This is a genomic window from Neisseria sp. HMSC070H10 (assembly GCF_001837635.1).
In the GTDB taxonomy this organism is placed as follows: Bacteria; Pseudomonadota; Gammaproteobacteria; order Burkholderiales; family Neisseriaceae; genus Neisseria; species Neisseria subflava_A.
In genome coordinates, this window is record NZ_KV833365.1 from 897 (window position 1) to 12101 (window position 11205).

Genomic DNA, 11205 nt, shown 5'->3' on the forward strand with positions numbered 1-11205 from the left:
AAGGAATTTTGCAAAGGTCTCAGGCCGTCTGAAAGTTTTTCAGACGGCCTTATCATTCAAATCAGAAGGACTTAAACCAAGTTCTCCAGCATCCATTTAACGTAACGGCTGACGCCTTGTTTTACATCCAAGAATTCTTCTTTATACCCGGCTTCGCGCAGCTTGGTGATATCCGCTTGAGTAAAGCTCTGATATTTGCCTTTAAGCGCATCTGGGAATGGGATATAACGAATAAGTTCTTCTTCAACCAACTCTTTCAAACTCATTTCAGGCTTGCCTTCGGCTGCACGGCAGGCGTTGACGGTGGCAGCGGCAAGATCGTTAAACTGTTGGCTACGACCTGTACCGAGATTGAAGATGCCTGAAAGCTCGGGATGATCGAAGAAGTAAAGGTTAACTTTGGCAATGTCTTCTACGCTGACAAAGTCGCGTGTTTGCTCGCCATTGCCGTAGCCATCATTGGCACCGAATAGGTTGACATAACCATGCTCGCGGTATTGGTAGAAATGATGGAAGGCGACGGATGCCATACGGCCTTTGTGTTGCTCTTGTTGTCCGTAAACATTGAAGTAGCGGAAGCCGACGACTTGGGCGGTCAGGCCTTCTTTCATGCGGCGGCGCAATACTTGGTCAAACAAGAATTTAGAGTAGCCGTACACATTGAGTGGTTTTTCCAGTTCGCGCTCTTCACGGAAGATTTCGCCTTTGCCGTACACGGCGGCGCTGGAGGCATAGAGGAACGGAATACGTTCGTCCTGACACCAATCTAAGAGGTCGAGCGTGTACTGATAGTTGTTGTCCATCATGTAAAGGCCGTCATGATTCATGGTATCGGAACATGCGCCTTGATGGAAAACGGCTTCGATATCGTCATAAGGCAGAAGATGGCCGCGCACTTGGCGGATAAATTCGTGTTTATCGAGATAGTGGGCAATTTCACACTCGGCAAGGTTTTTAAATTTTTCGCCTTTGCTCAAATTGTCAACGGCAACAATGTCAGTAATACCGCGCTGGTTAAGTGCTTTGACGATATTGCTGCCGATAAAGCCGGCCGCGCCTGTTACGATAATGGTCATAATGAATTTCCTTTATTTTGATTTTTCAGACGGCCTTGAAGAAATCATGCCGTCTGAAAATAAAAACTTGTCTGTCTGGATTATTTTCCAACTCTATTTTTAGACGGCATTTAGAATTTTAAGGCCGTCTGAAACAATCATTATTGCTCTTCCAATGCCTTATTCAACTCTGCAAACGAGCAAACCGCCGTACCAAGTTTTGCCACGACAACGCCCGCTGCAGTATTAGCAAGGTGCATGGCTTCGGGCATGGTATAACCAGCGGCCAAACCCAAGCCCACTCCGGCAATAACGGTATCGCCCGCACCGGATACATCATAGACTTCTTGAGCCCGTGTAGGCTGATAAATCGGCTCGCCCTCATTGAACAGGGTCATCCCCTCTTCGCTTCGTGTCAGCAAAATCGCGGTCAAGTCAAGATGACGGCGCAGATTTTGGGCTTTCTCGGTCAAATCGTTTTCGTTTTTCCAGCTGCCCACCACTTCTTTCAATTCTGCACGATTCGGCGTAATCAGCGTAGCGCCGGCATATTTTTCGTAATCGTCGCCTTTGGGGTCGATTAAAACAGGTTTACCGGCCTGTTTCGCCCAATCGATCATATCGGAAATATGCGACAGGCCACCCTTGCCGTAATCTGAAAAAATAATGGCATCGTATTCAGGCAACACTTCGCGGTATTGATGCTTGATTTGTTCCAACACCTCACGATGAGGCGATTCTTCAAAATCAAGTCGGATAAGCTGCTGATTACGGGCAACAACGCGCAATTTCACAGTAGTCGCAATTTGCTTGTCGCGCATCAGATAGGAAGAAACGCCATCTTGCACCATCAATGTGTCCAGTGCATCTGCAGCTTCGTCATCGCCGGTCACGGACAACAGCCCTACTTTACCGCCCAATGAGGCAATATTGCGCGCAACGTTTGCCGCCCCTCCCGCCCGCTGGTCGATACGGGCGATTTTCGCCACCGGCACAGGGGCTTCAGGAGAAATACGGGACACATCGCCAAACCAATAGCGGTCGAGCATCACATCGCCGACAACCAGGACTTTGGCTTGTGCAAAACGGGATTTGAGGGTTTCTTGTTGGAACTTGGTGGGCATATTGCCTCCGTTGTGTTTTTTTTTCAGATGGCCTCAACCTGTAAGGTCGCCTGAAAATCAGTTTGCTTCAAGGTTTACCACGCGGTTCACTTCACGCAATACGGCTACCGGATCGGCAGCTTTGGTTACTGGACGGCCCATTACCAAATAGGTTGAACCAGCGGCCAATGCTTCGGCCGGTGTCATAATACGGCGTTGGTCGTCATTATTGCCGGCAACGTCCAAGCGGATGCCCGGTGTGACCAAGACAAAATCCTGTCCCAATTCACGGCGCAATGGTGCGGCTTCTTGAGCGGAACATACCACGCCGTCCAAGCCCGAACTTTGCGCCAGTTTCGCCAAGCGGATGACTTGTTCTTCAGGGGCGATGTTCAAACCGATTTCTGCCAAGTCGCTTTGTTCCATGCTGGTCAACACGGTTACGCCGATCAAAAGCGGCTTGGTTTGATATCCGGCAACGGCTTCTGCTGCGGCTTCCATCATGCGGCGGCCACCGGAGGCGTGCATATCGACCATCCAAACGCCCATATCGGCAGCAACTTTACAGGCCTGAGCAACTGTGTGGGGAATATCGTGATATTTCAAATCGAGGAAAAGTTTGAAACCTTGATTGATTAAGCTTTCTGCCAAATTACGGCCAGTTGCGGTAAACAGCTCTTTGCCGATTTTGATTTGGCACAAGGTCGGATCAAGGTTGCGGACGAATCCGAGCGTGTCTTTTTCGTTGTCAAAATCAAGGGCAACGATGACGGGGGTGCGTTGTTGCGGAGTTTGAAAGTCAGAGATTAAGGGATTCATAAGATGCCTGCGGATAAACAGTTATAGCTTCGATTTTAACAGCTTTTGTACACAAAAGGCCGTCTGAAAATATTTTTTCAGACGGCCTCATCACAACACACCTTAATTATTCTCATATAAATCTAAAATTTTTACAGAAAATTCATCATCACTGAAAAAAAAGGCTGGTGGAACTTCCAATACTTCAGCAATTTTCTGCAAAGTATTCAAATCAGGCTGATGATTTCCTTTCTCATAACGATTAATACGCGTACTTGCTACAAACTCATCTAATCCTATCGCCAGTCCCAGTTTCTCCTGCGTCAAATTTTTTGCTTTTCTCGCTTCCTTAAATCGCCTTGTAAAAACTTCTTGTAAATTCATAACTTCTATCCTAAAAATCAAAGTTACGAATTTCGTATATTTCTCTTGATTATTTACTACGAATAACGTAGTATTTGATGATTTTATACTTTACCTATTTATTGTGAGAAAACCATGACACCAGACCAAGAATCAAAATGCCATAAAATTATTCATTCTCATGCAATTGCTGCTGCCGCAGGCAACGCCGTACCCGTACCGGGACTGGGTATTGCTACAGATATGGTTACAATGACTACCATGTGCACAAGCCTTTGTGCTGTTTTTGGTGGTAATATGACCGAAGCAGCTGCCAAAGCAATGGCTATTGCTGCAATTAAAAATACCATGTTAAAACAACCCATAAAAACAATAGCAAAAGAATTATCAAAATTAATTCCAGGCTTAGGCAGCGTTGTTGCACCAACTATTTCTGTTGCATTACTTGAAGCAGCAGGATGGACTCTAGCAAAAGAACTGGAACAAAAATTCAGTTGACCCACATACAATAATATGAAAAGGCCGTCTGAAAATATTTTTTCAGACGGCCTCATGATTTTACTTCGACAAAACTTATTTGCCCAAACCTTTCAATACTTCGGCTTTCACGGCTTCTACCGGCTGAGTGCCGTCAACTTTGATGTATTTCGGCGCGTGTTCGCCTTCCAGCTTGCTGTAAAAATCAACCAGCACTTCGGTTTGCTCGTGGTAAACGGCAAGGCGTTTTTTGACGGTTTCTTCTTTGTCGTCGTCGCGCTGAATCAAATCTTCGCCGGTTACGTCGTCTTTGCCTTCGACTTTGGGCGGATTGTAGGTAACGTGGTAGGTGCGGCCGGAAGCCAAGTGAACGCGGCGACCGCTCATGCGATCGATAATCACGCTGTCGGGTACGTCGATTTCAACAACCGCATCCAAATCCACGCCCGCTTCAACCATGGCTTCGGCTTGTGCCAATGTGCGTGGGAAACCGTCAAACAGGAAACCGTTTTTGCAGTCGTCTTGGGCAATACGCTCTTTAACCATGCCGATAATGATGTCGTCGCGTACCAAACCGCCTTCATCAATGATTTTTTTTGCTTCCAAACCCAGCGGAGTGCCTGCTTTGATGGCAGCGCGGAGCATGTCGCCGGTAGAGATTTGAGGAATGCCGAATGCAGCAGTGATGAATTGAGCCTGTGTGCCTTTGCCGGCGCCCGGTGCGCCCAACAATAATACTTTCATGATGAGTCCTTTTGGTTGACGGATTTAATGTTCAGATAATTTTACACGGCTTATGTTTATCGTTCAAAACTTCAGACGGCTTCTTTCGGGCCGAAATGCTTCCATGCATCGTCGCGCATTCCGATAAACCATGCGTCTTCAGGGAATCGCTCTATCGCGTCTTTCAAAGTGGAAAGCAAGTTTTGCGATAAGGCTTTTGCCAAATATTCTTCCTCATTGGCTTCGGCCGCTTTGTCAGGTTGCTGCGCCAGACCGATTGCACGGGTTTGATGGCCATGAGCCAAATAGTTGAGCGCAATGATTTTTTGTGCCCAAAGCTGAGGAACATCCGGATTGTCTTGCAGCAATACCGACAAAATCGATACGGCAACGGTCAAGCGTCCACCGTTCATACGCAAGTCCAACGACTGGTTGGGCGGCAAAGTGCTGAGCATTTCTGCCATGCGGAACCAAAACTCGCCACTGGCCTGCTCCGGCGCTTCTATTTTCAGCATGTCATAGTTGAATTCTTGCTCATCTTCTCTTACCAGCTTCGCCACGTCGGCAAGCAATTTTTGTTCTTCACGGCTCAAATGGCGGAAATCATTCATGTCTTTTCCTTTCAGACGGCCTTAAGCTTTAAACGCAACACGTACTCTGTCCAAATCTTCCTGCGTATCCACACCGGTAGCAGGCGCTTCTTGGGTGATTTCAACAGCAATCGGATAACCGTGCCACAGGACGCGCAACTGTTCCAACGATTCGATGGTTTCCAAAGGAGAAACTTCCATTTCCGAATAGCGTTGCAGGAAACCTGCACGATAGGCATAAATGCCGATATGGCGCAAAACGGCTGTTTCGGAAGGCAATTCGCGTTTTTCGGCACGCATCACATCGCGCGGATAAGGAATCGGGGCGCGGCTGAAATAGATGGCGTTGCGGTTTTTGTCGAGGATGACTTTGACGACGTTAGGATTTATAAACTCGTCAAAATCGTGCAATTCGTGGGCGGCGGTCGCCATTTGCACATTGTTTTCAACCAAAACTTCGGCTGTACGGTTGATAAGTTCGGGATCGATTAAAGGCTCGTCGCCTTGTACGTTCACAACAATCAGATGCTGCGGCAGTTTCAGCGTATTGGCCGCTTCGGCAAGGCGCGTTGTACCGCTTTCATGTTGATTGGAAGTCATGACCACTTCGACGCTATGCGCCTGACAGGCCGTCTGAATATCAGGATGGTCGGTGGCAACGACAACACGCGCAGCCTTGCTTTTCGCCGCCTGCTCGGCAACGCGTACAACCATCGGTTTACCGTGAATATCGGCCAAAGCCTTACCCGGCAGACGTGAAGAATCCAACCGCGCCGGAATCAATACGACAAATTCGGTCATGCCTTCAGTTCCTCTTCGCTCAACGGGCGCGCTTCGTTTTCCAACATATAAGGGATGCCGTCACGAATCGGATAAGCCAACTTCGCCTGACGGCTCCACAATTCCTGTTTGTCTTGATGGTATTCGAGTTTGCCTTTGGTTACAGGACAAACGAGGATGTCTAAGAATTTTTTTTCCATGGGGTTACTTTCGGTAGTTATATCAAGGCCATCTGAGATGATTCGGACAGTATAAATATCAATATTTTCAGACGGCCTGCACATTATTTGGCACATTCCGAAGAATGTTTATTGCCCTTACACAAAATATCACGCGTTTGCGCCTCAAAAGCGGGCGTATATTTCCTGCTTGCGTTGATATAGTTGTTGCTCATTGTCTTTTTAACAATCTCATCATTCAATTTATCGAAACGTTCCATCTTTTCAAATGCAGACTTACCGGCCCCATGCTCAAACAATTTTGCCATGCTGTCCACGTCTGCTTGGCTCAGCACATTATCAATATCTCCGCCATGCTGTCTGAGATGATTGACTTTTTTCAAAATACCCTTGCCCCGAGGGGAAGAGAAAAAGCGGTTGAGCACATCGACTTCTTCTTGTGTAAATACTTTCTGTACGGCACGCTTTTCTTCATCCAACCATTGTTTTTTCAACTCAGGGCGGCTCAAATCATCTTGCATGTTTTTCATATAACGGCTGATGACCGCCTTCATCTGCGCTTTTTGAGCTTTGGGCGTCATCGTTAACAAGCGCTCATTGTCCTCTTTATTCACCATCTCCAAAGAACGTTGCACTTTCTCGCTATAATTATTGCTTATCCCTTGAATCTCCAACCATTTCATTGCAGATTCATCACTTGGTTTGGCAGCTAAACTTTGAGTAGATACAAATAAAGCTGCACAAGCGACCAACAAATATTTTAACTTCATGATTTACTCCTATCGCGTAGTTTGAAGACCATCTTTAAAACATCTGTGAAACATCTATAAGCATTTAGATTGAAACATTCGCGGATACAAACGCCGCCAAGTCCGGCTTAATTATCGCATAAACAGGCAAGACCCACACATGATTCAGGTCGTGGCCGTTTGAAAATTTGACCGCATCCTTTTCCGTGATAATCACCACATCTGCGTCCGGCAAATCCGCGGCCGTAATATCTGCATGATCAGGCAAGGCAACGGTTTGTTTCAAAGCGATATTCAGGCTTTGCAACGTATTGAAAAAACGCTCCGGCTTGGCGATACCGGCGACAGCGGCGACGGTTTGATTTCCCAAACCCGCCAAATCCAATTTTTCAGACGGCCTATTCAAACGGTAAATCTGCCCTGTTTCAATATGGCTGGCAAACATATTTTCAGACGGCCTGAATGCCGTATCTGCTTTTCCGCCACTGACGACGACCGCATCAACGGAAGCCAACCGAGACAAAGGTTCGCGCAAGCTGCCGTTGGGCAGTAAATCCAAATTGGTACGTCCTGTATCTGCCGCCGGGAATACGGCAATTTCCATATCGCGTTGCAAGGCATAATGTTGCAAGCCGTCGTCGGTCACAATCAATTCAAGCTCCGGATGCGCCGCAAGCAATGCCCTGCCTGCTTCTGCGCGGCTGCTACCTACCGCCGTCGGCGCACCGGTTTGGCGAAACAGCAATAAAGGCTCGTCGCCTGCATCTGCCGCACTGCTAGCTGTATTCAATACATGAACCGCCTTGCTCTTGCGCCCGTAACCTCGGCTGATGATGCCGACCTTAATGCCCTTTTCCTGCAAATCCGACACCAGCGCGGCGACTATCGGCGTTTTCCCTGTTCCGCCTGCATGGATATTGCCGACCACCACCACAGGCACTGGCAATTTTTCGCTTTTCAGACGGCCTGAAACAAAATCATCGCGCCGTTTCGCCGCAATTTTGGCAAACAGCTTGGATAAGGGTTTCAGCAGCAAAGACAAAAACGGATTGGGGGATTGCCAATGGCGTTCGATAATTTGGTGGAGTTTGGGCATACGCACGGCTTTTGAGGCGAAAATCAAACGATAATATAACACAAGCCCGCCCAGACAAGGCCGTCTGAACATGCAGCTTTGATAATATTAAAACAAAGGGCGCAAGTTTCATGAAAACGAATACAACGAATCGCTCTAAAACCCTTATAATTCAACTTTCCTAAATTTTTCCTGTTTCGCAATGTCCGAACTTTTCGCGCCCTCCTCCATTTCCGTATCCGAACTCAACGCCCTCGCCAAAGCCTTGCTGGAAGACCATCTTGCAGGCTTGTGGATTGCCGGTGAAGTATCCAACCTGACCCGTGCCGCCAGCGGACATTATTATTTCTCGCTCAAAGACAGCCGCGCGCAGGTGCGTTGCGCGATGTTTAAGGGCGCGGCTATGCGCTTGGCGAAGCCTTTGAAAGAAGGCGACCATATCGAAGTATCAGGAAAAATCAGCATTTATGAAGCGCGTGGAGAATTTCAGATTACCGTAAACGAAGTACGGCTCAAAGGTTTGGGGCAGCTTTACGAAGCCTATGAACGATTGAAAGCGCAGTTGCAGGCGGAAGGCGCGTTTTCAGCGGAACGCAAAAAACCATTACCCGCCCGTCCGCAATGTATCGGCATCGTCACCAGCCTGGCGGCGGCGGCTTTGCGCGATGTCGTGACCACCTTAAACCGCCGCGCACCCGAAATCCCCGTTATCGTTTATCCGACACCCGTTCAAGGCACGGGCAGTGAATTGCAAATTGCCCAAGCGATTAAAACCGCTTCGCAACGCGCCGAATGCGATGTACTGATTGTCTGTCGCGGCGGCGGCAGCATTGAAGACTTGTGGGCGTTTAATGAAGAGCCGGTCGTGCGCGCCATCGAAGCCTGCGCGATTCCGGTCGTCAGTGGCGTAGGACACGAAACCGATTTCACGCTTGCCGATTTTGTTGCCGACGTGCGCGCACCGACACCGACCGGCGCGGCAGAATTGGTCAGCCCCAACCGCCAAGAATCGCTACACCGTCTCGCCCAAGCGCAAGGCCGTCTGAAAACCGTTTTGGAACAACGCTATTTCGATGCCAGCCAAAAACTCGACTGGCTCACACGGCAAATCCGTCATCCGCGCCAAAAACTTGACGATCAGCGCGCTTCAATCAGCAAACTGGCGCAAACGCTGTCTTACTCGATGACGCAAAACCTCCGCGCCCACACCGCCCGTTTTGAACGCCAAACCCAAACCCTGAAACATTGCCGTCCTGATGTTTCCGGTTACACACAAAATATCGACCGCTTTCAGACGGCCCTATCGCATTCCTTCCGCCAACTGCTCACCCACCGCCGTCAAAGCCTGACCGCCCAAGCCGCATTGCTCGAAGCCGTATCGCCGCAGCATATTCTGGAGCGAGGTTTCTCCGTCGTCAAAAACACACGCGGACAAGTCATCCGCAATGCCGATACGTTGAAACAAGGTCAAAAACTGCACATCACTTTTGCCGACGGCGAAACCGACGTACGCGTGACCAAAGAGCAGGCACAAGGCGAGTTGTTTGACTGACAAAATAAAGGCCGTCTGAAACTTTATGCGATTGAAGTGAAACTATGTCTGCCTTTTAAAAATCCTTAACCTGCCAATGCGGTATAATGCCTCATCTGCACCCGCAGCATATACGGAAACATTATGGACAACGCACAAAATACAGAAAATCCGATTCCTCCACGCAACTCCATCCGCAAAAACAGCATTTACCTGCTGCCCAATTCCTTTACCATCGCCGCACTGTTTTGCGCATTCTTCGCCATTACCCAGTCCATGCACGGACGTTATGAAACGGCGGCGATTGCAGTTTTCCTTTCCATGCTGCTCGACGGCATGGACGGACGCGTTGCCCGTTTGACCAACAGCCAGAGCGCGTTCGGCGAACAGCTCGACAGCCTTGCCGATATGGTCAGCTTCGGCGTGGCGCCTGCCCTGATCGTCTACAAATGGCAACTTTGGCAGTTTGGCAAAATCGGTTATTCCGTCGCCTTTATCTACTGCGCCTGCGCCGCCCTGCGTTTGGCACTGTTCAACACGCTCATCGGCAAAGTCGATAAACGCTGGTTTATCGGCGTTCCAAGCCCGACCGCCGCTGCGTTGATTGTAGGCCTGATTTGGGTTAACCACAGCTTTGAACGCTTCCCCGGCGTGCATTGGTGGGCATTGGGTATCACCCTGTTTGCCGGTATTTCCATGATTGTGCAGATTCCGTTTTGGAGCTTCAAAGAAATTAACATCCGCCGCCAAGTGCCGTTTATGGGCATGGTATTGGCCGTGTTGGTATTGCTGCTCATCAACTGGAAGCCTTCGCTCGTCCTCTTCTTATTCTTCCTCGGTTACAGCCTGTCCGGTTATGTGATGGCAGTCATCCGCTGGTTTAAAAAACGCCACAAAACTCACAAACACAATAAGGCCGTCTGAAATGTGGTCTTGGGACATCATCCTTGCCCTGCTCGCTGTCGGTAGCGCGGCGGGCTTTATTGCCGGACTATTCGGCGTAGGCGGCGGCACGTTGATTGTTCCCGTTGTTTTATGGGCGTTGCAGCTGCAAGGCATAGGCGCTCACCCCTATGCCCAGCATCTCGCCATCGGCACTTCCTTTGCCGTCATGGTGTTTACCACCTTCTCCAGTATGTTCGCCCAACATAAAAAGCACGCCATCGATTGGGCGACCGTCCGCCGAATGACGCCTGGCATGATACTCGGTGTACTCCTCGGCGCGGCAACGGCAAAATATATGCCGACGCTAACCTTGCAAGTTTTCTTTATTGCATTTCTTGCCTTTATCGCACTTAAAACCCTATGCGATTCCAAACCCAAACCTTCACGCACCCTGCCTGAACTCCCCGGTCTGACAGCCGTCGGTACGCTTTTTGGGGCGGCTTCAAGTTGGGTCGGTATCGGTGGCGGTTCACTATCCGTTCCATTTCTGCTGTATTGCAACTTTCCGGCACACCGTGCCATCGGCACATCTTCAGGTCTGGCATGGCCGATTGCAATTGCCGGCACCATCGGCTATTTTGCCAACGGTTTGCATATTGCCAACCTGCCTGAAGGCGCGGCAGGCTTTATCTATCTTCCGGCCGTGGCCATATTGAGCGTTGCCACCATCCTCTTTGCTCCGCTCGGCGTAAAAACGGCGCACAAGCTGCCCGCCCGAAAACTCAAAATCGCCTTCGGCATCATGTTGCTGCTGATTGCCGCCAAGATGGCTTGGAATTTAATACATTAATCTTTCTTGTGAAAAAGGCCGTCTGAAAATCTTTCAGACGGCCTTTT

At 49.1% G+C, this 11205-nt stretch carries 14 protein-coding genes; 4 read left to right on the forward strand and 10 right to left on the reverse strand.

Annotated elements, in window-relative coordinates; translation table 11 throughout:
• Positions 1–71: 71 nt before the first annotated feature.
• The 4 genes from rfaD to HMPREF2606_RS04180 all read right to left on the reverse strand — a co-directional run bounded on the left by rfaD (position 72) and on the right by HMPREF2606_RS04180 (position 3340).
• A complete protein-coding gene (rfaD, locus tag HMPREF2606_RS04165; RefSeq protein ID WP_070585737.1) occupies positions 72–1076 on the reverse strand; it encodes an ADP-glyceromanno-heptose 6-epimerase in 1005 nt (334 codons plus the stop codon).
• 140 nt (positions 1077–1216) lie between these two features.
• Positions 1217–2179: a D-glycero-beta-D-manno-heptose-7-phosphate kinase gene (gene rfaE1, locus HMPREF2606_RS04170; protein WP_070712035.1), complete on the reverse strand. Its 963-nt coding sequence runs from the start codon at positions 2177–2179 to the stop codon at positions 1217–1219.
• A gap of 57 nt (positions 2180–2236) precedes the next feature.
• Positions 2237–2977, reverse strand: coding sequence for an orotidine-5'-phosphate decarboxylase (gene pyrF, locus HMPREF2606_RS04175; protein WP_070843355.1), 741 nt, complete (start codon positions 2975–2977; stop codon positions 2237–2239).
• Positions 2978–3079: 102 nt separating this feature from the next.
• Positions 3080–3340 (reverse strand): helix-turn-helix domain-containing protein, encoded by a 261-nt coding sequence (locus HMPREF2606_RS04180; RefSeq protein WP_070843356.1) that lies wholly within the window; start codon positions 3338–3340, stop codon positions 3080–3082.
• Positions 3341–3454: 114 nt separating this feature from the next.
• Here HMPREF2606_RS04180 and HMPREF2606_RS04185 point away from each other — a divergent pair, with 114 nt between their 5' ends.
• The gene (locus tag HMPREF2606_RS04185; RefSeq protein ID WP_070843357.1) at positions 3455–3817 is read left to right on the forward strand and encodes a hypothetical protein; all 363 of its coding nucleotides are present in this window, start codon (positions 3455–3457) and stop codon (positions 3815–3817) included.
• A gap of 75 nt (positions 3818–3892) precedes the next feature.
• Here the strand turns inward: HMPREF2606_RS04185 and adk are convergent, their stop codons facing one another.
• The 6 genes from adk to lpxK form a co-directional block, all read right to left on the reverse strand.
• A complete protein-coding gene (gene adk, locus HMPREF2606_RS04190; RefSeq protein WP_049329255.1) occupies positions 3893–4540 on the reverse strand; it encodes an adenylate kinase in 648 nt (215 codons plus the stop codon).
• 71 nt (positions 4541–4611) lie between these two features.
• The gene (locus HMPREF2606_RS04195; protein ID WP_070585739.1) at positions 4612–5130 is read right to left on the reverse strand and encodes a 3-deoxy-manno-octulosonate cytidylyltransferase; all 519 of its coding nucleotides are present in this window, start codon (positions 5128–5130) and stop codon (positions 4612–4614) included.
• 21 nt (positions 5131–5151) lie between these two features.
• Positions 5152–5910: a 3-deoxy-manno-octulosonate cytidylyltransferase gene (gene kdsB / locus HMPREF2606_RS04200; protein WP_070843358.1), complete on the reverse strand. Its 759-nt coding sequence runs from the start codon at positions 5908–5910 to the stop codon at positions 5152–5154.
• A complete protein-coding gene (locus HMPREF2606_RS04205; protein ID WP_049329252.1) occupies positions 5907–6089 on the reverse strand; it encodes a Trm112 family protein in 183 nt (60 codons plus the stop codon). Before HMPREF2606_RS04205 ends, kdsB begins: the two co-directional genes overlap by 4 nt.
• 83 nt (positions 6090–6172) lie before the next feature.
• Positions 6173–6838 carry a DUF2059 domain-containing protein gene (locus HMPREF2606_RS04210; RefSeq protein ID WP_070712038.1) on the reverse strand — a complete coding sequence of 222 codons (666 nt, stop codon included), beginning with the start codon at positions 6836–6838 and terminating at the stop codon, positions 6173–6175.
• A 64-nt stretch (positions 6839–6902) separates the two neighbouring features.
• Positions 6903–7913, reverse strand: a complete 1011-nt coding sequence (gene lpxK, locus HMPREF2606_RS04215) for a tetraacyldisaccharide 4'-kinase (RefSeq protein WP_070712039.1) — start codon at positions 7911–7913, stop codon at positions 6903–6905.
• 181 nt (positions 7914–8094) lie between these two features.
• Here lpxK and xseA point away from each other — a divergent pair, with 181 nt between their 5' ends.
• The 3 genes from xseA to HMPREF2606_RS04230 all read left to right on the forward strand — a co-directional run bounded on the left by xseA (position 8095) and on the right by HMPREF2606_RS04230 (position 11158).
• Entirely contained in the window at positions 8095–9444 is a 1350-nt protein-coding gene (gene xseA, locus HMPREF2606_RS04220) for an exodeoxyribonuclease VII large subunit (RefSeq protein ID WP_070712040.1), read from the forward strand.
• Between the two features lie 123 nt (positions 9445–9567).
• Positions 9568–10347, forward strand: coding sequence for a CDP-diacylglycerol--serine O-phosphatidyltransferase (gene pssA, locus HMPREF2606_RS04225; RefSeq protein ID WP_070712041.1), 780 nt, complete (start codon positions 9568–9570; stop codon positions 10345–10347).
• Position 10348: 1 nt separating this feature from the next.
• Positions 10349–11158, forward strand: a complete 810-nt coding sequence (locus HMPREF2606_RS04230) for a sulfite exporter TauE/SafE family protein (protein ID WP_070712042.1) — start codon at positions 10349–10351, stop codon at positions 11156–11158.
• The last annotated feature ends 47 nt before the right edge of the window (positions 11159–11205 follow it).

Coding starts and splice junctions, on each gene's coding strand:
- rfaD (WP_070585737.1), bottom strand. CDS start 1,076: ATGACCATTATCGTAACAGGCGCGGCCGGCTTTATCGGCAGCAATATC.
- pssA (WP_070712041.1), top strand. CDS start 9,568: ATGGACAACGCACAAAATACAGAAAATCCGATTCCTCCACGCAACTCC.
- HMPREF2606_RS04230 (WP_070712042.1), top strand. CDS start 10,349: ATGTGGTCTTGGGACATCATCCTTGCCCTGCTCGCTGTCGGTAGCGCG.
- HMPREF2606_RS04205 (WP_049329252.1), bottom strand. CDS start 6,089: ATGGAAAAAAAATTCTTAGACATCCTCGTTTGTCCTGTAACCAAAGGC.
- HMPREF2606_RS04180 (WP_070843356.1), bottom strand. CDS start 3,340: ATGAATTTACAAGAAGTTTTTACAAGGCGATTTAAGGAAGCGAGAAAA.
- adk (WP_049329255.1), bottom strand. CDS start 4,540: ATGAAAGTATTATTGTTGGGCGCACCGGGCGCCGGCAAAGGCACACAG.
- HMPREF2606_RS04210 (WP_070712038.1), bottom strand. CDS start 6,838: ATGAAGTTAAAATATTTGTTGGTCGCTTGTGCAGCTTTATTTGTATCT.
- HMPREF2606_RS04195 (WP_070585739.1), bottom strand. CDS start 5,130: ATGAATGATTTCCGCCATTTGAGCCGTGAAGAACAAAAATTGCTTGCC.
- rfaE1 (WP_070712035.1), bottom strand. CDS start 2,179: ATGCCCACCAAGTTCCAACAAGAAACCCTCAAATCCCGTTTTGCACAA.
- pyrF (WP_070843355.1), bottom strand. CDS start 2,977: ATGAATCCCTTAATCTCTGACTTTCAAACTCCGCAACAACGCACCCCC.
- HMPREF2606_RS04185 (WP_070843357.1), top strand. CDS start 3,455: ATGACACCAGACCAAGAATCAAAATGCCATAAAATTATTCATTCTCAT.
- kdsB (WP_070843358.1), bottom strand. CDS start 5,910: ATGACCGAATTTGTCGTATTGATTCCGGCGCGGTTGGATTCTTCACGT.
- xseA (WP_070712040.1), top strand. CDS start 8,095: ATGTCCGAACTTTTCGCGCCCTCCTCCATTTCCGTATCCGAACTCAAC.
- lpxK (WP_070712039.1), bottom strand. CDS start 7,913: ATGCCCAAACTCCACCAAATTATCGAACGCCATTGGCAATCCCCCAAT.